The 26,679-nt window shown below is 61.7% G+C and carries 25 protein-coding genes; 13 read left to right on the top strand and 12 right to left on the bottom strand.

Features of this window, described 5'->3' with window-relative positions:
* The first annotated feature begins 102 nt into the window (after window positions 1-102).
* Genes aroQ through V3C85_RS07270 form a run of 4 tightly spaced genes read left to right on the top strand, consistent with a single transcriptional unit; the run spans window position 103 to window position 3,584 of the window.
* Window positions 103-543: a type II 3-dehydroquinate dehydratase gene (aroQ, locus tag V3C85_RS07285; RefSeq protein WP_331794423.1), complete on the top strand. Its 441-nt coding sequence runs from the start codon at window positions 103-105 to the stop codon at window positions 541-543.
* On the top strand, window positions 540-1,316 hold the full coding sequence (locus tag V3C85_RS07280) for an HpcH/HpaI aldolase family protein (RefSeq protein ID WP_331794422.1): 777 nt from the start codon (window positions 540-542) through the stop codon (window positions 1,314-1,316). The genes aroQ and V3C85_RS07280 overlap by 4 nt, the downstream gene beginning before the upstream one ends.
* Window positions 1,309-2,520 carry an AMP-binding protein gene (locus V3C85_RS07275; RefSeq protein ID WP_331794421.1) on the top strand — a complete coding sequence of 404 codons (1,212 nt, stop codon included), beginning with the start codon at window positions 1,309-1,311 and terminating at the stop codon, window positions 2,518-2,520. Before V3C85_RS07280 ends, V3C85_RS07275 begins: the two co-directional genes overlap by 8 nt.
* Window positions 2,511-3,584 carry a thiolase family protein gene (locus tag V3C85_RS07270; RefSeq protein ID WP_331794420.1) on the top strand — a complete coding sequence of 358 codons (1,074 nt, stop codon included), beginning with the start codon at window positions 2,511-2,513 and terminating at the stop codon, window positions 3,582-3,584. Before V3C85_RS07275 ends, V3C85_RS07270 begins: the two co-directional genes overlap by 10 nt.
* Here V3C85_RS07270 and V3C85_RS07265 read toward each other — a convergent pair.
* The 5 genes from V3C85_RS07265 to V3C85_RS07245 all read right to left on the bottom strand — a co-directional run bounded on the left by V3C85_RS07265 (window position 3,581) and on the right by V3C85_RS07245 (window position 7,254).
* Window positions 3,581-4,123 (bottom strand): biotin transporter BioY, encoded by a 543-nt coding sequence (locus tag V3C85_RS07265; protein ID WP_331794419.1) that lies wholly within the window; start codon window positions 4,121-4,123, stop codon window positions 3,581-3,583. The genes V3C85_RS07270 and V3C85_RS07265 overlap by 4 nt on opposite strands.
* A gap of 28 nt (window positions 4,124-4,151) precedes the next feature.
* A complete protein-coding gene (locus V3C85_RS07260; protein ID WP_331794418.1) occupies window positions 4,152-4,748 on the bottom strand; it encodes a CbiQ family ECF transporter T component in 597 nt (198 codons plus the stop codon).
* Window positions 4,723-5,466 carry an energy-coupling factor ABC transporter ATP-binding protein gene (locus V3C85_RS07255; RefSeq protein ID WP_331794417.1) on the bottom strand — a complete coding sequence of 248 codons (744 nt, stop codon included), beginning with the start codon at window positions 5,464-5,466 and terminating at the stop codon, window positions 4,723-4,725. The genes V3C85_RS07260 and V3C85_RS07255 overlap by 26 nt, the downstream gene beginning before the upstream one ends.
* A gap of 118 nt (window positions 5,467-5,584) precedes the next feature.
* Window positions 5,585-5,845: a glycine zipper 2TM domain-containing protein gene (locus V3C85_RS07250; protein WP_331794416.1), complete on the bottom strand. Its 261-nt coding sequence runs from the start codon at window positions 5,843-5,845 to the stop codon at window positions 5,585-5,587.
* A 134-nt stretch (window positions 5,846-5,979) separates the two neighbouring features.
* On the bottom strand, window positions 5,980-7,254 hold the full coding sequence (locus V3C85_RS07245; protein ID WP_331794415.1) for a 4-aminobutyrate--2-oxoglutarate transaminase: 1,275 nt from the start codon (window positions 7,252-7,254) through the stop codon (window positions 5,980-5,982).
* A 187-nt stretch (window positions 7,255-7,441) separates the two neighbouring features.
* Here V3C85_RS07245 and dprA point away from each other — a divergent pair, with 187 nt between their 5' ends.
* Together dprA and topA are read left to right on the top strand one after the other, a co-directional pair.
* Window positions 7,442-8,599, top strand: coding sequence for a DNA-processing protein DprA (gene dprA, locus V3C85_RS07240; RefSeq protein ID WP_331794414.1), 1,158 nt, complete (start codon window positions 7,442-7,444; stop codon window positions 8,597-8,599).
* A gap of 95 nt (window positions 8,600-8,694) precedes the next feature.
* Window positions 8,695-11,445 carry a type I DNA topoisomerase gene (gene topA / locus V3C85_RS07235; RefSeq protein ID WP_331794413.1) on the top strand — a complete coding sequence of 917 codons (2,751 nt, stop codon included), beginning with the start codon at window positions 8,695-8,697 and terminating at the stop codon, window positions 11,443-11,445.
* Here the strand turns inward: topA and V3C85_RS07230 are convergent.
* The 4 genes from V3C85_RS07230 to choX form a co-directional block, all read right to left on the bottom strand.
* Window positions 11,442-12,026, bottom strand: a complete 585-nt coding sequence (locus V3C85_RS07230) for a peroxidase-related enzyme (RefSeq protein WP_331794412.1) — start codon at window positions 12,024-12,026, stop codon at window positions 11,442-11,444. The genes topA and V3C85_RS07230 overlap by 4 nt on opposite strands.
* Window positions 12,023-13,084: a choline ABC transporter ATP-binding protein gene (gene choV, locus V3C85_RS07225; protein ID WP_331794411.1), complete on the bottom strand. Its 1,062-nt coding sequence runs from the start codon at window positions 13,082-13,084 to the stop codon at window positions 12,023-12,025. The genes V3C85_RS07230 and choV overlap by 4 nt, the downstream gene beginning before the upstream one ends.
* Window positions 13,081-13,917: a choline ABC transporter permease subunit gene (gene choW, locus V3C85_RS07220; protein ID WP_331794626.1), complete on the bottom strand. Its 837-nt coding sequence runs from the start codon at window positions 13,915-13,917 to the stop codon at window positions 13,081-13,083. Before choW ends, choV begins: the two co-directional genes overlap by 4 nt.
* 92 nt (window positions 13,918-14,009) lie before the next feature.
* Entirely contained in the window at window positions 14,010-14,939 is a 930-nt protein-coding gene (choX, locus tag V3C85_RS07215; protein ID WP_331794410.1) for a choline ABC transporter substrate-binding protein, read from the bottom strand.
* Between the two features lie 84 nt (window positions 14,940-15,023).
* On the opposite strand from choX, the gene betI reads away from it, so the two are divergent.
* From betI to V3C85_RS07190, 5 genes are all read left to right on the top strand, one after another.
* On the top strand, window positions 15,024-15,608 hold the full coding sequence (betI, locus tag V3C85_RS07210; protein ID WP_331794409.1) for a transcriptional regulator BetI: 585 nt from the start codon (window positions 15,024-15,026) through the stop codon (window positions 15,606-15,608).
* Window positions 15,605-17,059 (top strand): betaine-aldehyde dehydrogenase, encoded by a 1,455-nt coding sequence (betB, locus tag V3C85_RS07205; protein ID WP_331794408.1) that lies wholly within the window; start codon window positions 15,605-15,607, stop codon window positions 17,057-17,059. The genes betI and betB overlap by 4 nt, the downstream gene beginning before the upstream one ends.
* Before the next feature lie 73 nt (window positions 17,060-17,132).
* On the top strand, window positions 17,133-18,782 hold the full coding sequence (gene betA / locus V3C85_RS07200) for a choline dehydrogenase (RefSeq protein ID WP_331794407.1): 1,650 nt from the start codon (window positions 17,133-17,135) through the stop codon (window positions 18,780-18,782).
* 88 nt (window positions 18,783-18,870) lie between these two features.
* The gene (locus tag V3C85_RS07195) at window positions 18,871-19,548 is read left to right on the top strand and encodes a thermonuclease family protein (protein ID WP_331794406.1); all 678 of its coding nucleotides are present in this window, start codon (window positions 18,871-18,873) and stop codon (window positions 19,546-19,548) included.
* 82 nt (window positions 19,549-19,630) lie between these two features.
* The gene (locus V3C85_RS07190; RefSeq protein ID WP_331794405.1) at window positions 19,631-19,882 is read left to right on the top strand and encodes a YdcH family protein; all 252 of its coding nucleotides are present in this window, start codon (window positions 19,631-19,633) and stop codon (window positions 19,880-19,882) included.
* 49 nt (window positions 19,883-19,931) lie between these two features.
* On the opposite strand, the gene V3C85_RS07185 is transcribed toward V3C85_RS07190, so the two are convergent.
* Together V3C85_RS07185 and V3C85_RS07180 are read right to left on the bottom strand one after the other, a co-directional pair.
* Window positions 19,932-21,329 (bottom strand): helix-turn-helix domain-containing protein, encoded by a 1,398-nt coding sequence (locus V3C85_RS07185; RefSeq protein ID WP_331794404.1) that lies wholly within the window; start codon window positions 21,327-21,329, stop codon window positions 19,932-19,934.
* A gap of 95 nt (window positions 21,330-21,424) precedes the next feature.
* Entirely contained in the window at window positions 21,425-22,636 is a 1,212-nt protein-coding gene (locus V3C85_RS07180) for a multidrug effflux MFS transporter (protein WP_331794403.1), read from the bottom strand.
* A gap of 194 nt (window positions 22,637-22,830) precedes the next feature.
* Between V3C85_RS07180 and V3C85_RS07175 the strand changes: the two genes are divergently transcribed.
* Window positions 22,831-23,565 carry a pseudouridine synthase gene (locus tag V3C85_RS07175; protein WP_331794402.1) on the top strand — a complete coding sequence of 245 codons (735 nt, stop codon included), beginning with the start codon at window positions 22,831-22,833 and terminating at the stop codon, window positions 23,563-23,565.
* A 441-nt stretch (window positions 23,566-24,006) separates the two neighbouring features.
* Here the strand turns inward: V3C85_RS07175 and V3C85_RS07170 are convergent, their stop codons facing one another.
* On the bottom strand, window positions 24,007-24,741 hold the full coding sequence (locus V3C85_RS07170; RefSeq protein ID WP_331794401.1) for a hypothetical protein: 735 nt from the start codon (window positions 24,739-24,741) through the stop codon (window positions 24,007-24,009).
* Between the two features lie 366 nt (window positions 24,742-25,107).
* Here V3C85_RS07170 and V3C85_RS07165 point away from each other — a divergent pair, with 366 nt between their 5' ends.
* Window positions 25,108-26,640 (top strand): acyl-CoA carboxylase subunit beta, encoded by a 1,533-nt coding sequence (locus V3C85_RS07165; protein WP_331794400.1) that lies wholly within the window; start codon window positions 25,108-25,110, stop codon window positions 26,638-26,640.
* The last annotated feature ends 39 nt before the right edge of the window (window positions 26,641-26,679 follow it).

Genomic DNA, 26,679 nt, shown 5'->3' with positions numbered 1-26,679 from the left:
CGCTGGTTGGGGCCTTTTTTCTTGGGCGGCTTCGATGATTTGGTGGTTTTCAGTTGCGCAGCGTGGCCCTATCCTGCCCGCAAATCACAGGAGCCTTGCCGCGTGCCAAAACCCATTTACCTGCTGAACGGGCCGAACCTGAACCTGCTGGGCAGGCGACAACCTGAAATCTACGGTGCTGAAACCTTGGCCGATGTGCAGGCACGGGTCGAAGTTCTGGCTGCAGACCTCGGGCTGGAGTTGCGCTGCCATCAGTCAAACTGGGAAGGTCAGATCATTGACTGGGTGCATCAGGCCCGTGACGATGGGGCTGGCATCATCATCAATCCCGGCGCATTTACGCATACTTCGGTCGCCATCCTTGATGCGCTGAACGCCTTTGATGGCCCGGTGCTTGAGGTGCATATTTCAAACATCCACAAGCGTGAGACCTTTCGCCATCACTCATATGTCAGCCTTCGCGCAGATGGGGTGATCGCGGGTTTCGGCACCGAAGGCTATCTGCTGGCGCTGCGCCGGATGAAAACGCTGGTGGCGCAATGAACCTGCCCGAGAACCGGTTCAAGCGGGCCATTGCGGCGGGCCAGCAGCAGATCGGGCTGTGGAATGCGATCACCGGCCCTGTGGTGGCCGAGGCTTTGGCCACGACCGGTTATGACTGGCTGGTGATTGATACAGAACATGCGCTGACCGATGTGCCTGACACTTTGGGCATGATGCAGGCCATGGCGCCGTATCCGGTGACGCCGGTGGTGCGGCCTGCCAGCAATGATGTGGTGCTGATCAAGCGGCTTTTGGATCTGGGGGCGCAGACCCTGTTGATCCCCTATGTGCAAAACGCCGACGAGGCACGCGCCGCTGTGGCCGCCATGCGCTATCCACCGCGCGGCGTGCGCGGGGTTGCTGGCATGACGCGCGCCAGCCGCTATGGGCAGGTGGCCGATTACACGCAGCGGGCAGAGCAGGAATTGTGCCTGCTGGTGCAGGTGGAAACCGCCACCGCGCTTGATCAGATCGAGGCGATTGCCGCTGTTGACGGCGTTGACGGGCTGTTCATCGGGCCCGCCGATCTTGCGGCCAGCATGGGCCATGGTGGCAACCCGCGCCATCCGCAGGTGGTTGCGGCCATCGAAGCTGCAATCAAGCGCATCGTGGCCGCAGGCAAGCCTGCGGGCATTCTGGCGCTGGACCCGGAGTTTGCGCGCCAATGCATCGGCTGGGGCACCAGCTTTACGGCTGTCGGGGTGGATGTCTTGTTGTTGACGCAAGCGGCCAAGGCAGCCCGCGCCGCCGTTGCGCCGGGCGGTGGTGCCTAGGTCTTTGGGCACCGCGGGGCAAACAGATGCGGCGCAGGTGTTTCGGTGGCACAAGGCAGCGCGCCTGTTCGACCTGACCGGTGCAGAGGTGCCCCGCGCTGCGGCCTTTCGTGCCTTGCCCGACCCAGATGGCGGAGCGCAGGTTTTGCCGATGGTTCTGGCCGGGGGCGGTGCGGCCTTTCGTATCGGTGGCAGTGGCGATTTGCAGGCGGGGCCTGGCACGTTTGAGAGCTTGACCGGAGGGTCATTGGGCCAGCCGCGCCGGGTGATCCGCAGTCAGGCCAGTTGGTGCGCCAGCTTTGCCGTCAATGCAGGCTTGTTTGGCATTGGCCCCGGCACGGGGGTGGCCGTGCTGGGGGGGCTGGTGCATTCGCTGGCGCTTTATGCCGCGATCGAGGCGCTGCATCTGGGCGCTGATCTGCATCTGCTGGCCCCGATGCGGCCTGACCGTCAGGCCCAGGCCCTGGCGATGCGGGCGGTGCAGGTGGTTTATGCCACACCCGCACAACTGCGCCCGGTGGTGTCGGCGGCGGGGCATTTGCCCGCACTGCGCCATGTGGTTGTGGGCGGCGCCACGCTGGACAAAGCGTTGCGCAGTGCCGTGCAGGCCCTTGCGCCGCATGCGGTTGTGCATGAATTTTACGGGGCGGCGGAAACCAGTTTCGTCACCTTGGCCTCGGGGTCTTTGGCGGGCGATGCGGCGGGTTGTGTGGGGCATGCCTATTCGGGGGTTCAGCTGCAGGTTGACGGCCAAGGCCTTGTCTGGGTGCGCAGCCCCTATGTGTTTCAGGGCTATGCGGGGGCCGATCATGGCAGCGCCCAGTGGCAGGGGGACTGGCTGACGGTGGGCGAAATGGGCCAGATGACGCCACAGGGCCTGATCTTGCGCGGGCGGGCGGGGCGTATGGTCTCGGTGGCAGACCGGAACGTCTTTCCCGAAGAGATCGAGCAGTTCTTGCTGACCCTGCCCGGTGTGCAGCGCGCGGCTGTCTTGCCGGTGGCCGATGCGGCGCGTGGCCATGTGCTGCTGGCGGTTCTAACCGGTGATGCTGCGCAAGAAGACAACATCTTGCGGGCGTTGCGGCAGAAGTTGGGGCCAACCCTTGCCCCAAAGACGCTGATCTGGCGGCAAGACTGGCCGCTGCTGGCATCGGGCAAGACCGATCTAGTGCACTTGCAGGCCGAGGTTGCGTCATGGCGGTGATCCTGTCGGCCCGGCGCACGGCGGTTGTGCCGCGCGGCGGGGCCTTTGCGCGCCTGTCGCTAGAGCAGTTGGCCGTGCCCGTGGTGCGTGCCTGCCTTGTAGATGCGGGGCTGACGGCGGTGGATGAGGTGATCTGCGCCAATGCCATCGGCCCCGGTGGCAACCCGGCGCGTCGCATTGCGCTGGCGGCTGGCTTGCCGTTGCAGGTGGCAGGGCTGACGATTGATCGCCAATGTGCGGGGGGCCTTGATGCGATTTTGCTGGCGCGGGCGCTGGTTGACAGCGGGCAGGCGCGGCTGGTGCTGGCGGGGGGGGCCGAAAGCTATTCTCGCCGCCCCCTGCGGCTAACGACCGATCCAGACGGGGCGCAGCCGCAGCCCTATGATCAGGCGCCCTTTACCCCCTGGCCCGACCGTGATCCGGGCATGGCCGAGGCAGCAGCGGCCCTGGCGCAGGCCGAGGGGCTGAGCCAAACCGATATGGATGCCTATGCCGTGGCAAGCCATGCACGCGCGATGCGTAAGACGTGGCCCGAGATTGTGCCCGTGGCAGGGCAAGGCAGAGATGCCTTTGCCCGGCACCTGACCCCGGCCTTGGCCGCGCGGGCAAAGCCGATCTGTGGGCCGATCACCGCGGCCAATGCAGCGGTTGCCGCCGATGCGGCCGCATTTTGCATCGTGGCGGCAGATGATCTGTGGCGCAGCGGGGCCTTGCGCCTTCTGTCAGGGGCGACCTTGGGGGGGCAGCCGACCCAGCCGGGCCTGGCCCCGGTGGCCGCCATTGGCGCGGCCCTTGCGACAGCGGGTCTTGCCCCCGACGACCTTCGGCAGGCCGAGGTGATGGAAGCCTATGCCGCGCAGGCCATGGCCTGCATCACGCGGGCAGGTCTGCCCGCCGCGATTGTGAACCCCGGTGGCGGGGCGCTGTCGCGGGGGCATCCGATTGGCGCCTCGGGTGCGATCCTGGCGGTGCGGCTGTTTCACGACCTGCACCAAGGTGCTGGCCTTGCGGCCATCGCCTCGGCTGGGGGGATCGGGTCGGCGCTGGTGGTTCGGCGCGATTAGGCGCGCGACAACAGCGCGCCGGGGCGGGCCTTGGCGATGGCTTGGGTGGCAAACCCTGCCAGCACAGCCTTGATCAGATCACCGGGCAGAAAGGCCATGGCCAGATAGCTTGCCTCGGTCAGGGATTTGTCCAGCATCAGCGCCATGCCCGGAATGCCAAAGGCGTAAAGCACCCCGATGCCACCCAGAACCGCACCGCACATCGCCGCCCAAAGCGGGGCCAGCGTCGTGCGCTCGACCACCCAGCCTGCGACAAAGGCGGCGACGGGAAAGCCGATGAGAAAGCCGACCGACGGCCCGGCAAAAACCCCCAGCCCGCCGCGCCCGCCCGACAGCAAGGGCAGACCAAGCGCCACCAGCAGCAGAAACAACAGCACGGCAAGGCCCCCGCGCCGCGCGCCCAAGACTGTGCCGCACAACATGATGCCCAGCGATTGCGCGGTGATCGGAATGCCTGCGGCAAGGTCGATCTTGGGCACAAGCCCCAGCACCGCGATCAGGGCGGCGAACAAGGCGATATGGGCAAGGCTGCGTTCCATGGACATCTCCGCAAAATGGTTGCGCCTTTTAGCCTGCGCCGCCTCTTGCGCGCAAGGCCTCGGCCACATGCTCGGCATCGTCCAGTGCGGCAAGCGCGGCGGGGGCCAGAATGCGCCAGCTGACGCGGCGCGCACTGCGGGCGCGAAAGGCCAGGGCGATCTGATCGATCCGGCCCGACAGCACCGGAACAAAGCGGATCACCAGCGCGATGGCCAAGGCCAGTCGGCGCGGCGGCAGAATGGGGGCAAGGGGCGCGGCCAGACGCTCGACCACGCTGATCATGTCAGACAGGCGGGTGGTCATCGTGACCAGATTGGCCGCCGCCACCGCCGCCAGCATGCGCAAGATCACCGCCAGCCCCGCTGCCGGGCTGCCCACCCACAGATGCCACAGGGCCACAACTGCCACAAAGGGCCACAGCGGGCGCAGCATCGCCAATCCGTGGCGGGCAAAGCGCGGCCCCCCCGTCAGGTGCAGCGCCGCCACCAGCAGCAAAGCCGCGCCAAGCCACAGGGGCGAGCCGGTCAGGAACAGCGCAAAGGTGAACCCCGCCAGTGCCGCCAGCTTGGCCGCGGCCGGCAGTTCGTGCAGCGGCGTTTCAATCGGAGAGGTCAGCGTCAGCATCGCTTGCCCCCAGGTGCTGCATGGCCGCCACAAAGCCGGGCAAGACCTGTGCGGGCGGCCCGTCGGCCTGAATGCGCCCGCGCTCAAGCCAGATCACCCGATCAGCGGCCTGCACAAAGGCCGGGTCGTGGGTGATGGTGATCAGTCGCTGGGCCAAGGCGTCAAAGCTTCGCGTCAGGCGGGCTTGGGTTGGCAGGTCCAGCCCGGCCAAGGGTTCATCCAGCAAGATGGTCTGCGGCCCCATCAACAGAACCGCCTGCAGGCACAGCCATTGCCGCTGGCCCTGACTAAGGGTTGCCACTGATCGCCCCGCCCAATCGGCCCGGCCTGCCGTGGCCAGCCGGGACTGCACCCTGGCCATGGCCAGGGCCTTGGGCTGGCCCATCTGGATCAGGCCAAAGGCCAGTTCTTCCTGCACGGTGGGGAACAGGATCTGATGGTCGGGGTTTTGAAACAGGATACCCAGACGCGACAACAGGGCTTTGCGATCGGCCATCGGATCAATGCCATCCACATTGACCGTGCCACTGTCTGCCGGCACCAGCCCCGCCATCAACCGCAGCAGCGTGGATTTGCCCGATCCATTGCGCCCGATGATGCCGATCCGCCGCTCGGTCAGGTGCAGCGTGATGTCATGCAGCACCCGCGCACCACCCAACACCACAGAGGCCCGTTGCAACAACAGGCCCTGATCAGCAGGGAGGGCGGGTGCGGGCATATCGGGCCTTGGTGTTGCGCGAATGGTCTGGCCCGCGTCTTACCTGTCGCAGCCCGACCTGCCAAGGCAAAGAAAAAGGCCGCCCGGTTGGGGGCGGCCTTTGACGTTCTGTGCCTGATCAGCAGGCTGCGATAAAGCGGTTGCCGTTGGCGTCGCGGTAATAGCACTGGCCGGGCGTGTTGGCCGGCCCGATCAGCGTCGAGGCGGCCACGCCCACTGCGGCACCAATCAGCGCGCCTTTCGTCCGATCCGAATCCGACGAAACAGCGGCGCCAACGGCAGCCCCGGTGATGCCACCAAGGGCAGCGTTTTGTCCGGGCGTCTGGCACCCGGCAAGGGGAAGGGCCAACAGCGGCAGGGCGAGTAGTTTGATGTTCATTTCCGTCTCCGATCGTGCGCGGCGGCATTGCAGATGATCTATCAACGCCCCGACAGCGAAAAAGTTCCACGCCTTTTATTCGTTGCACCGTGATCTGTGGCCCTGTCAGCGGTTTCCCGCTGGCCCAGGCCCGATCACACGCGCGCTGCCGCCACCGAGGCTTCCAGAATGTCCATCGCTTCGGCGAAATGGGCATCGGGAATGGTGATCGGCGCAAGAAAGCGTACCACGTTGCCATAGACGCCACAGGTCAGGAGAATCAGACCCCGCTTTTGGGCCTCCATCCGCACGCGGCCGGTAAAGCCTGCATCCGGCTCTTTCGTGGTGGGGTTCGCAAATTCGACGGCGACCATGAAGCCGGGGCCGCGAATATCACTGATCTCTGGCGTGGTGGGGCGCAGCGATTCCAGCTTTTGCTTAAGCCGGCTGCCCAGTTCATTGGCGCGGGCGCAGAGGTTTTCTTCCTCGATCACATCCAGCACCGCATGGCTGGCCGCAATGCCCAAGGGGTTGCCCGCATAGGTGCCCCCAAGGCCACCTGGGTTGGCGGCATCCATCAACTCGGCCTTGCCGGTGACCGCCGCCAAGGGCAGGCCACCCGCCAGACCCTTGGCCATGGTGGTCAGGTCAGCGGCCACGTCATAGGCATCCATCGCGAACAGATTGCCGGTGCGGGCAAAGCCGGTCTGCACCTCATCCGCGATCATGACGATGCCGTGCTTGTCACACAGGGCCCGCAAGGCGCGCACCAGATCGGCGGGCGCGGGGTAAAAGCCGCCTTCGCCCTGCACCGGTTCAAAGATGATCGCGGCCACACGGGCTGGGTCCAGATCGGCCTTGAACAGCTTTTCAATGCCCGCCATCGAATCCTTGGTCGAAATGCCGTGCACATCCATCGGGAAAGGCACATGAAAGACATTCGGCATCATGCTGCCAAAGCCCTTCTTGTAGGGCTCGACCTTGCCGGTCAGCGTCATGCCCATAAAGGTGCGGCCATGGAAACCGCCCCCAAAGGCGATCACGGCATCACGCCCCGTGGCGATGCGGGCAATCTTGACCGCGTTTTCACAGGCCTCGGCCCCGGTGGTGACAAAGATCGTCTTCTTGGCGAAATCGCCCGGCACAGCGGCGTTCAGACGCTCGGCCAGACGAATATAGGGTTCATAAGGCATGACCTGATGGCAGGTATGCGTGAACTTTTTCATCTGGGCCTCGACCGCCGCCATCACCTTGGGGTGGCAGTGCCCGGTGTTGACCACGGCGATGCCCGCGGCAAAATCGATGTAACGGTTGCCCTCAATATCCCAGATTTCGGCATTCAACGCCCGGTCGGCATAGATCTGGGTCATCATCCCAACGCCGCGAGAGATGGCATCATCGCGGCGAATGGCTACTTCGGCGTTCTTCATGGCTTTGGCTCCGGTTCGGCCCCGATAGGGCGCATCTTTTATATTTGATCAAAAAATCCGGGCGCAATCAATCACCAGAACGACCAGGAAGATGTGTTTTTGGTCATTTCGGCAGAGGCTGGCTGTGATTCATCACCTGTTAACCGTGGATGGTGCAAAAGGGATTCGCGAATGAGGCGAGGCGGACATGGGACAGACATCCAAACCCACACCCCACCCCACACCCCTGGACGATGACCCGGTGGATTGCTTACGTCTCATTCGCTCCCGCAGGGTTGGGGCTGTCACCTGGCATCGGTTGATGGCGGAACATGGGTCGGCGGCGGCGGCGCTGCGGGCCTTGCCCGAGGTCGCCCTTGCCGCCGGGGTTGAGAATTACAGCATTTGCCCGATTGAAGTCGTGCGCAAGGAACTGGCCGATGGCCGCCTTGCCGGGGCACAGCTGATTTTATGGGGCGATCCCCGTTATCCGCAGGCGCTGACCGATCTGCCGGATGCGCCGCCCGCACTTTGGGTAAAGGGCGATGTGTCCTTGTTGGCGCGGCCTATGGTGGCGCTTGTGGGGGCACGGAACGCCTCTAGCCTTGGGTTGCGTATGGCCCGGCGGCTGGCCGAAGGTTTGGGGCAGGCGGGATGTGTTATCGTCTCGGGCCTGGCGCGTGGCATCGATGCCGAGGCACATCAGGCCACGCTTGCCACCGGCACCGTTGCGGTGCAAGCCGGCGGTGTTGATGTGATCTACCCCGAAGAAAACGCACGCCTTGCGGCCGAGATTGCCGAAAAGGGTTGTCTTGTATCTGAACATTGCCCCGGCCTGATCCCGCAGGCCCGACATTTTCCACAGCGCAACCGCATCGTTTCGGGCCTGTCCCGTGCCGTTGTTGTGGTCGAGGCGGCGGCCCGATCGGGCAGTTTGATCACGGCAAGGAATGCGCTTGATCAGGGGCGGGATGTGCTGGCTGTGCCCGGCCACCCGTTTGATGCCCGCGCCTCGGGATGCAATATGCTGATCCGCGACGGCGCATTGTTGGTGCGTGGCCCGCAAGATGTGCTGGAGGTTGTGGGCGGCCAAGTCGTTTCTTTCCCCGAGGCAGAGGTGGCCCCACAGCCTGCCATGCAACCTGCCGTGCTGCCCGGCCCGGTGCCTGCCCGGCGCCCGTTGTCGGATATGGCCGCAGTGCACAGCCAGATTCTGGCCCGCTTGGGGCCCAGCCCACTGGCCGAGGACCAGTTGATCCGTGACCTGTCACTTCCCCCGGCGACGGTGGTCGCGCAACTTGTCACGCTGGAGTTGGAGGGCAGGGTGCATCGCGCGCCCGGTGGTCTGATCAACCGCATTGACTGACCTGAAACGGGCCCGTTCAGATTGCTGCATTGACATTCCCTTCGGTTCCCTCACATCTTGCCGCGCCCCTTGGGCATCGTGGAAAAGGGAATTTCATGCCAGTCGTCGTTGTAGAGTCGCCCGCTAAGGCCAAGACAATCAACAAATATCTTGGTTCAGACTATACGGTGCTTGCCTCGTACGGCCATGTGCGTGATCTGCCCGCCAAGGATGGATCGGTCGATACCGAACACGATTTTGAAATGACATGGGAAGTGGCGCCCGAGTCGAAAAAGCACATCCGCGCCATCACCGAGGCGTTGAAGACCGATGATACACTGATCCTTGCCACTGACCCCGATCGCGAGGGAGAGGCGATCAGTTGGCACCTGCGCGAGGCCCTGGCCTCGAGCCTGAAGAAGGGCAAGAAGGTCAGCCGCGTCACCTTTAACGCCATCACCAAAGATGCCGTCACCAAGGCGATGAAAGAGCCGCGCGAGATCGATACACCGCTGGTCGAGGCCTATCTGGCCCGCCGCGCGTTGGATTATCTGGTGGGCTTTACCCTGTCGCCGGTTTTGTGGCGCAAATTGCCCGGTGCGCGCAGTGCGGGCCGCGTGCAGTCTGTTTGCCTGCGTCTGATTGTTGAGCGCGAGATGGAGATCGAGGCCTTTCGCGCCCGCGAATACTGGTCGGTTACGGCCGCCTTTACCACGCCACGCGGCCAAGAATATCAGGCCAAGCTGACGGTTCTGGGTGGCAAGAAGCTGGATAAATTCGACATTCCGACGGTGGAGGCCGCGGAATTGGCGGTCAAGGCTGTCACTTCCCGAACACTGACGGTGCAAAGCGTTGAGGCGCGCCCGGCCACCCGCAACCCGCATCCGCCCTTTATGACATCAACTTTGCAGCAAGAGGCTAGCCGTAAATTTGGTATGGGCGCCAAGCAATGCATGAGTGCGGCGCAACGTCTCTATGAGGCAGGGCACATCACCTATATGCGGACCGATGGCATCGACATGGCCCCCGAAGCCGTGGCCGAGGCGCGGGATGCGATCAAGGACCGGTTCGGCGCCGCCTATGTGCCCGATGCACCGCGCATTTATAAGAACAAGGCCAAGAACGCGCAGGAAGCGCATGAATGTATCCGCCCGACCGACATGGCCAAGGCCCCCGAAAAGCTGAAGCTGTCCGAGGCAGATCAGGCCCGTCTATATGATCTGATCTGGAAGCGCACCATTGCCAGCCAGATGTCTGCCGCGCGACTAGAGCGGACGACCGTTGAAATTGGCAGCAGCGATGGTCAGGTGGGGCTGCGCGCCACCGGGCAGGTCGTGATGTTTGACGGCTTTCTCAAGGTCTATGATGAAGGCCGCGACGATGAGGATGAAGAAGGTGGCCGCCTGCCACAGATCATGACCGGCGAACCGGCCAAGCCGCAGGCGGCAGCGTTTCAGGCGGCCTTTGCCAAGGCCCGCAAAGAGGCAGCCGAAGGCGACGTGCTGGACACATCATCCGATCACCGCGTTGCTTCGGCTGTGATCAGCCCCGATGCGGCCGTGCTGGGCAGCCAAAGCTTTACCCAACCGCCCCCCCGTTATACCGAGGCCACCTTGGTCAAGCGGATGGAAGAATTGGGAATCGGTCGGCCCTCGACCTATGCCTCGGTGCTGTCCACGATTCAGGATCGTGAATATGTGCGCAAAGACAAGAACCGCCTGATCCCCGAGGATAAAGGCCGCCTGGTCACGGCCTTTCTGACCAACTTCTTCCGCCGCTATGTCGAGTATGATTTTACCGCCGATCTGGAAACCGAGCTGGATGATGTGTCGGCAGGTGACCGTGAATACAAGGAAGTTCTGGCCCGGTTCTGGCGTGATTTTTCCGCTGCGGTGGCCGATACGGCCGATCTGCGCATCAGCGAAGTGCTGGACAAGATCGACGACTTCCTGTCGCCGCATCTGTATCCTCCGCGCCCCGATGGCAGTGATCCGCGCCTTTGCCCCACCTGTGGCAGTGGGCGGTTGCATCTGAAAACTGCCCGCTCGGGTGGGGCGTTTATCGGCTGTGGCAATTATCCTGAATGCCGGTATACGCGCCCGATTTCAGGCGCCGAAGATGGCGTGTCTGCTGATGGCAAGGTGCTGGGGCAGGATGACGCGGGCAATGACATTTCGGTCCGCTCGGGCCGGTTTGGCCCCTATGTTCAGCGCGGAGAGGCCACGGCCGAGATCCCCAAACCCGACCGCGCCAGCCTGCCCAAAGGGTGGGCCCCCGACAGCCTGACGCTGGAGCGGGCGCTGGATCTGTTGTCGCTGCCCCGCCCCATTGGCCCGCACCCCGAGGATGGTGTGCTGGTTGAGGCAGGCATTGGCCGCTATGGCCCCTTTGTCAAACACAACAGCACCTATGCCAATTTGCCCGATGTCGAAGAAGTTTTCACGATTGGCATGAACCGCGCGGTTGAGGTTCTGGCCCAAAAGGCCAGCCGGGGCAGGGGGGCTGCTGCCCCCGAACCTTTGCGCAGTCTGGGCGACCACCCTGATGGCGGCGCGATTCAGGTGATGTCGGGGCGCTATGGCCCTTATGTGAAATGGGAAAAGGTCAACGCGACCCTGCCCAAGGACATCACCCCCGAAGATGTGACGGTCGAGCAGGCCCTGGAACTGATCGCAGCCAAGGCCGGCGCAAAGGGTGGCAAGAAGAAAGCCGCGCCCAAAAAGGCAGCGGCCAAGGCCACCGAAAAGAAGGCCGCACCCAAGAAAGCCCCGGCCAAAACGACAGCAGCAAAAACGACAGCGGCCAAAACGACAGCGGCCAAGAAACCCGCCGCCAAAAAGGCCGCAAAGCCCGCCGACGAAGGTTAATCCTTGATCGGCAGGTTTCGGCCAAGGCTGTAGAATTCGTCATTCGGCCGGATCGTGGCCATGTTCACGATCCGGTTCGACAGGCCGAAAAACGCGGTAATTGCGCCGATGTCCCAGATTTCATCTTGCGTAAAGCCGGCCTCAGCGAGTGCGCTATGGTCAGCGGGCTCAATCTCTTGCGCGCGCAAGGCCACTTTCAGCGCATAGCGCAACATCGCGGCTTCTCGCGGGGTCAGATCGGCCTTGCGCCAGTTGACCGCCACCTGATCGGCAATCAGCGGGTTCTTGGCCCGGATGCGCAGAATGGCCCCATGCGCCACGACGCAATACTGGCAATCATTCGCCGCACTGGTCGCCACCACAATCATCTCGCGCTCGGCCTTGGTCAGCCCGCCGGGCTTTTCCATCAGGGCATCATGGTAATCCATGAACGCGCGCAATTCGTCGGGGCGATGGGCCATGGCCAGAAAGACATTGGGCACAAAGCCCGACTTTTCGGCAATGGTTGCGATCCGGTCTGCCAGATCGGTTGGCAGGTTTTCCAGCCCGACCACCGGAAAGCGGCTGATGTCTTTGGTCATTGTGCCCCCCTTTGCGGATCGATCAGCCGCCCCATGACCGAGGCGATGTGCAGCACCCCAATCGTTTGCCCGGCCTCGACCACCGCCAATTCGCTTGCCCCGTCGCGCATCCGGGCCATGATCTCCTTCACCGGCGTTTCGGCCCCAACCGCGGGGGCATCAGACTGGCCCGGTTCCATCACGTCGCGCGCGGTCAGCACGGTCAGCGGGTTCATATGGGCCACGAAATCCTGCACATAGCCGTTGATCGGGTTGGCGATGATATCGCGCGCCGAGCCGCATTGCACGATCCGCCCGCCTTCCATAAGGGCGATCCGGTTGCCGATCTTGAACGCCTCATCCAGATCGTGGCTGACAAAGATGATCGTCCGTTTCAGCTTGGCCTGCAATTCCAGCAACTCGTCCTGCAACTTGGCCCGGATCAACGGGTCCAGCGCGCTGAACGGCTCATCCATCAGCAGGATTGGCGCTTCGGTGGCAAAGGCGCGGGCCAGACCCACACGCTGTTGCATACCGCCTGACAGATCACCCACCTTGCGTTCGGCCCATTGGCTCAGGCCCACCAACTCTAGCTGCGCATCCACCCGCGCGCGCCATTCGGCCTTGGCCATCCCGGCCAGTTCCAGCCCCAGCCCCACATTCTCGCGCACTGTGCGCCAGGGCAGCAGGCCAAACTGCTGAAACACCATGGCGATCCGATGCAGGCGCATGCGGCGCAAGGTGGTGGCATCGGCGTGGGTGACATCCACCATCCCATCGCCATCGCTGACATGCACAGCCCCCCGGCAAACCGGGTTCAGCCCGTTTACCGCGCGCAACAGCGTGGATTTGCCCGACCCCGACAGCCCCATCAGCACAAGGATTTCGCCCTCTTGCACCTCAAGCGAGCAATCATGCACCCCCAGAACCTGCCCGGTTGCCGCCTGAATCTCGGATCGGCTTTGGCCCTTGTCCATCAGCGGCAGGGCGCGGTCGGGGTGGTCGCCAAAAACGATCGACACCCGGTCAAATCGCACAGCCAGCCCGGCCTGTCGGTTGGGTTTGGACGTATCGCTCATGCCTTGCCCCCCACGCGCAGCATCCGGTCCAGCAAGATGGCAACGACCACGATGATAAAGCCCGATTCAAAGCCAAGGGCAGTGTTCACGCTGTTCAGCGCGCGCACAACCGGAACGCCCAGACCATTGGCCCCGACCAGCGCCGCGATCACCACCATCGACAAAGACAGCATGATGGTCTGGTTCAGCCCGGCCATGATTTGCGGAAAGGCATAGGGCAGTTCGACCTTCCAAAGCAATTGTCGCGGTGTGGCGCCAAAGGCCGTGGCAGCCTCGGTCAGCGCCACAGGCGTTGCACTGACCCCCAGATAGGTCAGCCGGATCGGCGCGGGCAGCACGAAAATCACCGTGGCAATCAACCCAGGCACCATTCCCAAGCCAAAAAAGACAATCGCGGGAATAAGATAGACAAAGGTCGGCAGCGTTTGCATCAGATCCAGCACGGGCGACAGCCACGAATACAGCCGTGGTCGATGCGCAGCGGCGATGCCAATCGGCACACCCAACCCCATGCAGACAACGCAGGCCGACAAGATCAGCGTCAGGCTCTCCATCGTCTCATCCCAATAGCCTTGGTTCAGGATGAACAAAAAGCCCAAGGTGACGCCCAGACACAGCTTCCAACTGCGGTGCAGCCACCAGCTTGCGGCCACGAACGCCGCGACAAGGGCGAGGGGATGGGGCGTTTCAAGACACCACAGGATAGCGTCGATCATCGCCTCCATAATGGCGGCAATTGCATCAAACAGCCCACCCAGATGCGTATTCATCCCGTCAAAAACGGCCTTGGCCGCTTTGCCCACCGGGATTTTGGTTTCGGTCAGCCACTCCAGCACGACACCCCCCCTATTGCTTTGGTCTACCTATCAAACGGGGGTGCGGGGGTGTGAAACCCCCGCTCCGTCCGGTCATAACTGTGGCGCGCTCAGTTCAGCGCAGCCACCACGGCGGCCTTTGCATCTCCGCCATCTTTGGTGGTTACCCCGTCCAGCCAAGCCTCCCAGGTGCCGGGATTGGCGGCCAGCCATGCGCGTGCTGCATCGGCCGGGTCGTCGCCGTTGTCCAGAATGGCCCCCATGATCTGGTTTTCCATGGGCAGCGTGAATTCAAGGTTTTGCAACAGCTTGCCGGTGTTCGGGCATTCACTGACATAGCCCTTGCGGGTGTTGGTCGCGACGATGGCGCCACCCAGATTGGGGCCGAAATAGTCATCGCCCCCGGTCAGATAGGTCAGGTCGAAATTGGCATTCATCGGATGCGGTTCCCAGCCCAGAAAAACGATGGGCTCGCCTGCCTTTTCGGCCCGCGCCACGGCGGCCAGCATCCCCTGCTCCGAGGATTCGACGATTTCAAACCCATCAAGGCCAAAGGGCCCCGAGGCGATCATGTCGATGATCAGGCGATTGCCGTCATTGCCCGGCTCGATCCCATAGATGTTGCTGTCCAGCGCCTCTTTGTGATCTTTGATATTGCCGAAATCGCTGATCCCCAGCGCGGCCCCGGCGGCATTGGTCGCCAGCGTGTATTTCGCACCTTCCAGATTGGTGCGCACTGTTTCGACACTGCCTTCATCGCGGTATTTGGCAATGTCGCCTTCCATCGTGGGCATCCAGTTGCCCAGGAACACGTCGATATCGCCCCCCGCCAGCCCGGCATAGGTGACAGGCACCGACAGCACCTTGATTTCGGTGTCATAGCCCAAGGCTTCCAGCACCACCGTGGTCGCGGCGGTGGTGGCGGTGATGTCGGTCCAGCCGACATCGGAAAAGACGATCGTGTCACAGCCTTCGGCAAAGGCCGAACCGGCCATGGCAAAAGTCACGGCGGATGCCAGCAGGGCAGAACGTTTGGACATGGTCACTCCCTCTTTTTTGTTGATTGACGAGTCAATAAACTTCAAGCTACCACCAAAAAGCAACCCATTTGTTGGATTTTTAGGATGCCGAAGCTTGGGATGGAGCCTATCCGAAAGGAGGCCTTGGTCAAAGCGACGATCGTAGAGATCGGTCGCATTGGCTCGCTTGACGTGACGGTCAGCCAGATTGCCCGGCGCGCTGGCATGTCTTCGGCCTTGGCCCATCACTACTTCGGCTCGAAGGAAGAAATCTTCCTTGCGGCCATGCGCCATATCCTGACGATTTACGGGGCCGAGGTGCGTGGGGCGCTTTGCACGGCCAAGGGGCCAGAGGCGCGGTTGATGGCGATTTTGCATGCCAGTTTCAGCCCCGGCAACTTCCGGCGTGAGGCCGTAAGTGCATGGCTGAACTTCTGGGTCCTGGCGCAGACCGTGCCGCAGGCCCGACGCCTGCTGGCGGTGTATCAGCGCCGATTGCGATCAAATCTGCTGATCTGCCTGCGCCCCTTGGCAGGTGCCCGCGCCACGGTGATTGCCGACGGCCTGGGGGCGTTGATCGACGGTCTTTATCTGCGCGAAGTGCTGAAATCCGGGCCGCCTGATCCGGCGGCGTCGGTTGCTTTGTTGTCAGACTATCTGAAGTCTCAATTAAAGGAGGGTCGCGCATGATTGCCCAACCCAAAGCCAGCCATTTCGTTGATGGCGCCTATGTCGAAGACGTGGCCGGGGCGGCCATTGACGTGATCTTTCCTGCCACAGGCGAAGTGATTGCCCGCGTTCACGAAGCCACCCCCGCCATCCTCGACCGTGCCCTTGCCAGTGCGCGGCGCGCCCAAGGTGACTGGGCGCGCACCCGCCCGGTGGATCGTGCGCGCATCCTGCGCCGTGCCGTTGATCTGATCCATGCGCAGGCCGAGGACCTGGCGCAGCTTGAAACGCTTGATACCGGAAAGCCCATCCAGGAAACCCGCGTGGCTGACTGGCCTTCGGGCGCTGATGCGCTGGAATATTTCGCGGGCCTTGCCCCCACGGTGACGGGGCAAACCATCCCCTTGGGGCAGGATTTCGTCTATACTTTGCGCGAACCGGTGGGGGTTTGCTTGGGGATTGGGGCCTGGAACTATCCCAGCCAGATTGCCTGCTGGAAATCTGCGCCTGCACTGGCGCTGGGCAATGCCATGGTGTTCAAACCGTCCGAGGTGACACCGCTTGGGGCGCTGAAGCTGGCCGAGATCTTGGTGCAAGCGGGCCTGCCTGCGGGTCTGTTCAACGTGGTGCAGGGGCGCGGTGCGGTCGGGGCGGCTTTGGTCACCGATCCGCGGGTTGATAAAGTGTCGCTGACAGGCAGCGTGCCCACGGGCCAAAAGGTATATGCCGCCGCTGCCGCCGGGGTGCGTCATGTCACCATGGAACTTGGCGGCAAGTCGCCCTTGATCATCTTTGATGATGCCAATGTCGAAGATGCCGTTGGCGCAGCGCTGCTGGCGAATTTCTATTCAACCGGGCAGATCTGTTCCAACGGCACCCGTGTCTTTGTGCAAAAGGGCATCAAGACGCGCTTTCTTGATCGGCTCAAGGCGCGGACCGAGGCGATCGTGCTGGGCGACCCGCGCAAAGATGACACCCAGCTTGGCCCGCTGGTCAGCGCAGCACAGCTGGACAAGGTCATGGGCTATGTCGCACAGGCCCGTGATCAGGGCGGCAGGGTGGTGACGGGTGGCAACCGCGCGCCGATCAAGGATGGGTTTTACATTCAGCCCACGGTTTTCGCCGATGTGACCGATGACATGACCCTGGCCTGTGAAGAGGTGTTCGGCCCCGTGATGGCGGTGCTGGATTTTGAGGATGAGGCCGAGGTGATCGCCCGCGCCAATGCCACGGAATTTGGCCTTGCTGCGGGGGTATTCACCGCTGATCTGGCCCGCGCCCACCGGGTTGTGGCCCAGTTGCAGGCGGGCACCTGCTGGATCAACGCCTATAACCTGACGCCCGTCGAGTCACCCTTTGGTGGGGTCAAGATGTCGGGTGTGGGCCGCGAAAACGGTCATGCGGCGGTCGAGCATTATACCCAGATCAAATCGGTTTATGTCGGGATGGGGCCGGTTGACGCCCCCTATTAACCCCCACCATCAAACCCCCAAGCGCCCCGCGGCCATCGGCCCGGACTGACCCACAGAAGAAAGGCGTCGCAAGATGCATGCGGATTATGTGATTATCGGGGCGGGTTCCGCCGGTTGTGCCATGGCTTATCGCCTGACCGAGGCGGGCAAGCGCGTGATCATCATCGAACATGGCGGCAGCGATGCCGGCCCCTTTATCCAGATGCCTGCGGCTTTGTCTTATCCGATGAATATGGCGATGTATGATTGGGGCTATAAGTCCGAGCCAGAGCCGCATCTGGGCGGGCGTCAGCTTGTGACGCCGCGCGGCAAGGTGATTGGCGGATCATCCAGCATCAACGGCATGGTTTATGTGCGCGGCCATGCCTGTGACTATGACACCTGGGCCGGGATGGGGGCAGATGGCTGGGCCTATGCCGATGTGCTGCCCTATTTCAAACGGATGGAGCACAGCCACGGCGGGCAGGGGGCCGAGTGGCGCGGCCAAAGCGGCCCGCTGCATGTGACGCGCGGCCCGCGCAGCAACCCGTTGTTCAACGCCTTTATCGATTCGGGGCGTGCGGCAGGCTATCCCGTTACCCAGGATTATAACGGCGAGCAGCAAGAGGGCTTTGGCCCGATGGAGGCCACCATCTACAAGGGCCGCCGCTGGTCTGCTGCCAATGCCTATCTGAAACCTGCGCTCAAGACCGGCAATCTTCAGATCGTGCGCGGCTTTGCCCGCCGCATCATCCTCGAAAACGGCCGGGCCACGGGGGTAGAGTTGGATCAGGGCGGCGCGCCCTTTGTCATTCCTGCCAAATCCGAGGTGATCCTTGCGGCGTCGTCGCTGAATTCGCCGAAATTGCTGATGCTGTCGGGCATCGGGCCTGCGGCGCATCTGGCCGAACATGGCATTCCGGTGGTGGCCGACCGGCCCGGCGTGGGGGCCAATCTGCAAGATCACCTTGAAGTCTATATGCAATTTGCCTCAAAAAAGCCGATCACCCTGTTCAAATATTGGAACCTTTTGGGCAAGGCGATGATCGGGGCGCAATGGCTGTTCACGGGCAAGGGGCTGGGGGCATCGAACCAGTTTGAGGCCTGCGGCTTCATCCGGTCGCGCGCCGGGGTGGAATATCCCGATATTCAGTATCACTTCCTGCCGATTGCCGTGCGCTATGATGGCAAAGCCACCGCCGAGGGCCATGGCTTTCAGGTGCATACCGGGCCGATGCGGGCCAAGTCGCGCGGGTCTGTCACCCTGCGCTCGGCCGATCCCAAGGCCGCCCCGGTGATCCGGTTCAACTATATGTCTGATCCGCAGGATTGGGTCGATTTTCGCACCACGATCCGCCTGACGCGCGAAATCTTTGCGCAAGAGCCGATGCAAGAGTTCGTCAAGCATGAAATCCAGCCTGGTGCGGCCCTGCAAAGCGATGAGGAGATCGACAGCTTTTTGCGCGACCATGCCGAAAGCGCCTATCACCCCTGCGGCACGGCCCGCATGGGCCGCGCCAGCGATCCGATGGCAGTGGTTGACCCTGAGTGCCGTGTGATTGGCGTGGATGGTTTGCGTCTGGCCGACAGTTCGGTGTTTCCGCAAATCACCAACGGCAATCTGAACGGGCCCAGCATCATGGTGGGGGAAAAGGCCGCCGACCATATTCTGGGCCGGGCACCACTGGCCCCGTCGAACCAGCAGCCGTGGATCAATCCGGCATGGCGCACGTCGCAACGCTGACACAGACCGGCTGGCACGGTTAACGAAGGTTAATACTTAATTAACTTCCTGCTTGATCGAAGTGGCGATTCGGTTGATCTAGGAATGTATGTTAACCTTTCGTTCCACTCTTGTTCTGGTTGTGCTGGCGGCCTTGGCCACCTCTGTTGCGGCGCTTGATGGCCCGCAACAGGCCGAAATCACCGGGGTGGCCCGGGTGATTGATGGCGACGGGCTTAAGGTGGGCGGTCAGACCATCCGACTGTTTGGCATTGATGCGCCAGAGCGCGACCAAAGCTGCACCCGCGCCAACCGCCCTTGGGCCTGTGGGGCTTGGTCCACCCAGATGCTGGGGCAGATCGTGGGCAAGGCCCGTGTCACTTGTCAGCCCGAAGATATCGACCGCTATGGCCGCATCGTGGCCACCTGCCGCGTGGGTGGGCAGGATGTGGCAGAGATACTGGTGCGCAACGGGGCTGCCACCGCGTTTCGCCGCTACTCTGCCCGTTATGTCGCGCAGGAAAATGCCGCCAAGGCAGATGGTTTGGGCATCTGGGCCGGTGATCTGCAACGCCCCGAGGATTTTCGCGCGGAACAAAAGACCGCGCCCGCCCCTGCACCGGGGGCCTGTGCGATCAAGGGCAATATCGGCAGTTCTGGCAAGATCTATCACCTGCCGGGTCAGCGCGACTATGACGCGACCAAGATCAACCCCGGCAAGGGGGAAGCCTGGTTCTGCACCGAAGCCGAGGCCCGCGCTGCCGGCTTTCGCCGCGCCCGTCGCTGAACCGTTCTGTTTGATCAGGGTCAAGGAAGCGCAGCCGCGCATCCGGTAGACTTGGTCAGCAAACAAGGAACAGGAGACGCTTATGTCGAACACCCCGCATGAACTGGCCGAGGAATTCCCCGAGCATGCAGCGCAGATTTCAGAACTGAAGCAGTCTGATGCGCATTTCGCGAAACTGGTCGAACAGTATCACGAGGTGAACCGTGCCGTGCATCGCGCCGAAACGCGGGTCGAGGCGATTTCAGAAGAGGCCGAGGCCGATCTGCGCCGCAAGCGCAGCCATCTGAAAGACCATATCGCCCACCATCTGACCCATGGAGCGGCCCACGGCTAAGGCGTTGACATCAAAATGAAAAGGGCGGCCCATGGGCCGCCCTTTGCCGTTACGGGGCAATCTCATAGGGCAGCACCCCGCGCTGGTCAGGGTCAACCCGCAGCCGTCTTTCCAACGGGGGCACTGATCTTTGGTGGCAATCGGGGCGCTCGCAGATGCGGCAGGAAATGCCGATCGGCTCAAACCGGCCCTTCAGGTCCATCCCGTCGGCATAGACCAATGCCTCGGCATGCTGCACCTCGCAGCCCAGACCAATGGCATAGCGCCGCGTTGGCGCATGAAATGACCCCCCCGGTTTCGACACATCGCGCGCCAAGGAAAGATAGCGCACACCATCGGGTGTTTCGGCCAGTTGGCGTAGAAAATGGCCCGGCGTTTCAAAGGCCCGATGCACATTCCACAACGGGCAGGCCCCACCAAAGCGCGCAAATTGCAGCCGCGTGGCCGAATGGCGCTTGGTGATGGTTCCGGCCTGATCGACACGCACAAAGAAAAAGGGAATGCCCTTTGCACCGGGCCGTTGCAGCGTGGACAGCCGATGGGCAACCTGCTCGATACTGGCGCCGAACAGATCGGCCAGCCGTTCCAGATCATGCCGTGTGTCTTGCGCGGCAGACAGAAAGTCACGATAGGGCAGCAGCGCCGCCCCGGCAAAGTAATTGGCAAGGCCGCTTTTGGCGATGTCGCGCGCCTCGGGCGTGTGGAACCGTGCCAGATCCAGCGTGGCATCGAACAGATCGTTCTGGGTGATCAGGGCCACCTGATACAGCAGTTGAAACCGTTGGGTCGCGCTGGCCACGCGTGAAGAAATATCCAGCCGCCGCGCCTGCGGATCAAAGCGCCGTATGGTGGGGGTGTCGGTGAAATGCAGGCTGATCCCGCGCCGATCCAAGGCCTCTCGCACGGCCCCCAGCAGATCGCGCCGCCCGTTCGAATCTGTCATGAACCTTTCGGCAGCGCGGTCCACCGCATCAATGTAATTGTCGCAATAGTGAAAGAAATCGCGCACCTCCTCCCACGGGCTGGGGCGCAGGGCGGCGTCATCGCGGCCCAAGGCTTCATCCAGACTGGCCAGCCGTTCATGCGTCTGACGATAGGCGCGGTGCAGATCCAGAAAGGCGCGCGCAAGGGCAGGGGCATTCGAGGCGGCCAGCCGCAGATCTGCCAGAGGCGGGGCCGTTGCGGCAAAGACAGGGTCGGCCAAGGCCTCTTTCATATCGCTGACCAGACGCTCGCTTTCGCCCACGGTCAGCTCTGTCACGTCCAGACCGAATTCCTGTGCCAAGGCCAGCACAACCGCCGCCGAAACCGGGCGATGATTGTTTTCCATCTGGTTCAGATAGGGCAGGCTGACCGACAGTTTGTCGGAAAATGCCTTTTGCGTCAGCCCCAGCCTTGTGCGCATTTCGCGCAGCTTGGCCCCGGCATAAAGTTTTTGAACCGCCATGATCCCCCCGCACACTTGCGGGGCATTCTGGACTTTGCAAAGCCAACGTCAAGTCATCCTGTCATGGCCGCTTTGCACGGCGCGGATTTGCAAAGCTAGCTGCCCAACCCCAAGGCCCGCGCCCGCCGACGCACCCACAGGATTGACACCACCGACAGCAAAGCCGACGACAGCATCAGCAAGACCAACGGCAATTCGCTGGAGCCCGGCCCCAGCAGCGTTCCGGCAAAAGCCGCCAAAACCGCACCACTGCCAATCTGAATCGCGCCGCCAAGGCCCGATGCCGTGCCCGCCAATTCGGGCCGGATCGACAGCATTCCGGCATTGGCATTGGGCAAGGTCATGCCATTGCCCAACCCCACAAAGACGGTAAAGCCAAAGAATACCAGCGGCGAATGCACCCCGGCCAAGGTCAGCAGCGTCAGCAACGACAGGCCAAAGGCGCAGACCAAGGCCCCGATCAGGATCATTCTGTTCAACCCCAGCCGCACCGAAAAGCGCCCGGCCACGAAATTGCCCGCCGCATAGCCAACGGCTGTCAGGGCGAACAGCGCCCCCACCTCGGATGATGACAGGCCAAAGACCTCGGTTCCCACAAAGGGGGCGCCGCCCAGATAGGCAAAGAAGGTGCCCGAGGTGAAGCCGGCACAAAGCACATAACCCCAGAACCGTTGCGAGCCGAGCAGTTGCGGATATTGCCGCACCTGCTGGGCAAAAGACACCCGGCGCAACGTGGCGGTTTCGCCCAGATCGGCCCAGATCAGCCACAGCACCACCAGCCCAAGGATCAGCAGCAGGGCGAAATTCGCCTGCCATCCGATCCATTCATCCAGAACGCCGCCCAACACCGGCCCGATCATCGGCACGATGCTCATCCCCATGGTGACATAGCCGATCATGCTGGCGGCCTCGGCGTCTGACACCATGTCGCGCACGATGGCACGGCTTAGAACCATGCCCGCGGCAATCACCGCCTGCGCCATGCGAAACACCAGGAATACCGTGGCATTTGGCGCGATCAGGGTGCCACAAGTCGCGATCAGGAACAGGATCACCGCCCCCAGCATCGTCTTGCGGCGGCCATAGCGATCCGAAATCGGCCCGATCAAGATCTGCAACACCGCCGACAGGCCAAGATAAAGCGCGACCGATAACTGCATCAGCGCATAGGGTGCGTCGAACCACGCCGCCATGCCGGGCAGCGATGGCAGAAAGATATTCATCGCCAATGCTGAAAGCCCCGCCATCAGGATCAGCGTCGCAATATGGGGCGGGGTGGTCCGGTCGAGAAAACGGCTTTTTGTCATAAAGATGACCTATGTCTCGGCGCATGGCTTGTCCACGCCGTTTGGGCAGACTGACTTGTGCGTCCATGTCCAATTGTGAAAGATGAAACCCGCACTGAACTGGATGAAGACACAATCGGGGAAATGGTTCCACCAAGCGTCCCTTTCAACCTGATTTCTGAATGCAGCGGAAAATCTACAAGTGATAAAGCGCAATGACCAAGACCCCCACCTCCCGCGTCGATCGGCTGCTATCCTCTATGGGGTATGGATCGCGCAGCGAAATGGCGCGGATGGCAAAGGCTGGTGGCATCACACTGGACGCGGACGAGATCAGCGATGCGACCAAGCGAATTTCTGTCACCCCTGATTTGCCGAACCGTATGAAAATTGACGGCGAGTCGCTGGATCCCCTTTTGGGTATGGTCATTTTGCTGAACAAGCCCTTGGGCATGACTTGCTCACACAAGGAAGATGGCGCGCTGGTTTATGATATTCTGCCCCAGCGCTGGAAGCGGCGTGATCCGGCGATCTCGACCATTGGCCGCTTGGACAAACAGACTTCCGGCCTGCTGTTGCTGACCGACGATGGCGATCTTTTGCACCGTGTCATCAGCCCCAGGCGCCACGTCAAGAAAACCTATCGCGCCAAACTGGCCCGCCCACTGACTGGCACCGAAGGCGAACTGTTTGCCGCGGGGCAATTGATGCTGGAGGGCGAGGACAAACCACTGGCGCCTGCCGAACTGGAAGTGATTTCGGAAACCGAGGCCTTGCTGAGCGTGACCGAGGGCCGATACCATCAAGTGCGTCGCATGTTCGCGGCCACAGGCAACCATGTCGAGGCATTGCACCGCGAACGCCTTGGCGGTCTGTCCCTGCCAGAGGGCATGGCCTTTGGCGAGTGGAAGCTGTTGGATCAGGAAGAGATCGCCCTGATCTTTCAGTAAGGCCGTCTGTTTTGTGCCAGACCTACGCACGACAGGCGCAGGCGGTTCGTCGGTCCAAGGCATGTCATTGCGGCCTGCGCACAAGAGCGAATGCGCCCAACATCCCTGGCAATCCGAGCGTTGGGCAGATGTCGAACCAGCATATACGGCCCAATCAACCGGGTGCGCCTGTTGCAAGTCACTGAAAAAATACGAATAATCCCTGCCGTTTCTGTTTGTCAGCCCTGATCTTCATCTTGCAGGCATTTGATGTTCATTGAAACGGTCAAAAGAAATGCCGCACTGAGGCAGCATTTGGGTCGTATCGCACAGCGCCGCGACCATCATTTGCAGGCATGATCATCCATGAGGTTTGACCCTGGCCCTTTGCGTCCGCTGGGGCGCAAAACCTTTTGGGGTCCGACCTTGAAAGCCCAATCCCGAAAAGATGGCCGCAGGACATTAGCGCCGAAACTTGACGAAATCCAATCGGCCCAAAAACGAAGTCGCAAAGTCTTTGGCGGTGATGAAATCCGGATTGCGAAAGTCGATGCGCGGCAACGAGAAACGCGCGGCATAAAGGCCATGCCAATAGCGCGCGGCGCGCACACCATACAGATGCTGAATAACCATAACGGTCGAGGCGCGGCCATCAGACACTCCGTGCATCACGGGGGCAGAGGAGATGTCCATGGCATGGAAAATGTCGGCGCAGAATGCAACCCCCGCCTCGTCGGTAAAGGCTGGTCCGTCAATCAGAACGAAAGAGTAGTCGTGTTTCGGAATGTTTGAATGGATATAGCCGCGATACATCGCCATCTCGAATTTTTGCCTTGGGCCAAGGACTATTTCGACCACATCCCTGTATTTCTCGGGCAGGTTCTTCGTCGCGACGTCAAACCATTCCGGCACGCTTTCCATACTGACAATTTTGCCTTGATAATCTGGATGCTCTTTCCGAAGTTTCTTGACGAGAGCAGCCAAAACAAGGGTCGAGGAGCCGGTTCCGCTTTCCAAGATCCAGTTGGGGCGATGTTTTTGGATAGTTTGGATCGACATCCAAAGGGTGATGAATTGCGTGCCGGTGGTGCCGGATTTTTTTCTGTAGTCCTGCAAATCATCCATGACGCCCGGCAGCAATCTGTCAATTTTGCGCTTGCAGATGTAGTTTGCTGCACGCTGCACCATTTTCCGCATTGGATGCTCCTCCGATCCATCTTGGTGGAATTCGTCTAAGTAGCATTCCCTATAAGGTCAAGTTTGCCTGGAATTCCATGGTTTCGCCTCTCTGACGTCGGGCGCATTTCATGTCATTGATTCTAAGTAATTAAACCTGAATCTTGTCAGCCCGCGTGCAATAAACATATGCCGCGCTGGACAAAAACCCCACCTCATAGGCCTTTCCTCTGGGGTTTGACACCCACCCGCCGCCGCTGCCCAATATTTGCAGCTTTGCAATTCGCATGCACATGCCGTAGATAACTATGCAAATTTACCGAAAATCGCTTCCCGCGCTGCGATCTGCGCCCTATTGTGCGCCATCCGCAAGGGGAGGGAGCCGCCATGAAAGATATCCTGCAACAGCTTGAAACGCGCCGCGAGGCAGCCCGTCAGGGTGGCGGCCAGCGCCGCATCGATGCCCAGCACGCCAAGGGCAAGCTGACCGCACGCGAGCGCATCGACCTTTTGCTGGATGAAGGCTCTTTCGAAGAATTCGACATGTTCGTGGCGCATCGCTGCACCGATTTCGGCATGGAAAACGACCGCCCCGCAGGGGACGGCGTCGTCACCGGTTGGGGCACGGTGAATGGCCGCATGGTCTATGTCTTCTCGCAGGATTTCACCGTGTTCGGCGGTTCCTTGTCTGAAACCCATGCGCAGAAAATCTGCAAGATCATGGATATGGCGATGCAAAACGGCGCCCCGGTGATCGGCATGAACGATTCGGGGGGCGCGCGCATTCAAGAAGGCGTCGCCTCTCTGGCCGGCTATGCCGAGGTGTTTCAGCGCAACATCATGGCGTCGGGTGTGGTGCCGCAGATTTCGCTGATCATGGGGCCCTGCGCGGGTGGGGCGGTGTATTCGCCCGCGATGACCGACTTCATCTTCATGGTCAAAGACACCTCTTACATGTTCGTCACCGGCCCCGATGTGGTGAAAACAGTAACCAATGAACATGTCACGGCCGAGGAATTGGGCGGCGCCAGCACCCATACCCGCAAATCATCGGTGGCCGATGGCGCCTTTGAAAATGATGTCGAGGCGATTGCCGAAACCCGCCGCCTGATCGACTTTCTGCCGCTGAACAACCGCGAAAAGGCCCCCGTGCGCCCGTTCTTTGATGATCCGGCCCGCATCGAAGAAAGCCTTGATACGCTGATCCCCGACAATCCGAACCAGCCCTATGACATGAAAGAGCTGATCTCCAAAGTGGCGGATGAGGGCGATTTCTTTGAAATCCAGAAGGATTTCGCCGGCAATATCATCACCGGCTTCATTCGGATCGAAGGCCAATCTGTTGGCGTGGTGGCCAACCAGCCGATGGTGCTGGCCGGATGCCTCGACATCGACAGCAGCCGCAAGGCCGCCCGCTTTGTGCGCTTTTGCGATGCTTTTGAAATTCCGATCCTGACCCTTGTCGATGTGCCCGGCTTCTTGCCCGGCACCAGTCAGGAATATGGCGGCGTCATCAAACACGGCGCAAAACTGTTGTTCGCCTATGGCGAGGCGACGGTGCCCAAGGTGACTGTCATCACCCGCAAGGCCTATGGCGGGGCCTATGACGTGATGGCCTCCAAACACCTGCGCGGTGATTTCAACTATGCCTGGCCCACGGCGGAAATCGCGGTGATGGGGGCCAAGGGGGCGACCGAAATTCTGTATCGCAGCGAATTGGGCGACAAGGACAAGATCGCGCAACGCACCAAGGATTACGAAACCCGCTTTGCCAACCCCTTTGTCGCCGCCGAAAAGGGCTTTATCGACGAAGTGATCCGCCCGCATTCCACCCGCCGCCGCGTGGCCCGCGCCTTTGCTGCCCTGCGCACGAAGAAACTGGCCAACCCGTGGAAGAAACACGATAACATCCCCCTCTGACGCGAACAGGAGGAACAGGGGTGTTTCAATGGCAGCATG

The organism is Pseudotabrizicola sp. L79 (assembly GCF_036553525.1).
In the GTDB taxonomy this organism is placed as follows: domain Bacteria; phylum Pseudomonadota; class Alphaproteobacteria; order Rhodobacterales; family Rhodobacteraceae; genus Pseudotabrizicola.
The sequence above is the reverse complement of the archived record's forward strand: the minus strand, read 5'-3'. Positions and strand labels throughout refer to the sequence as shown.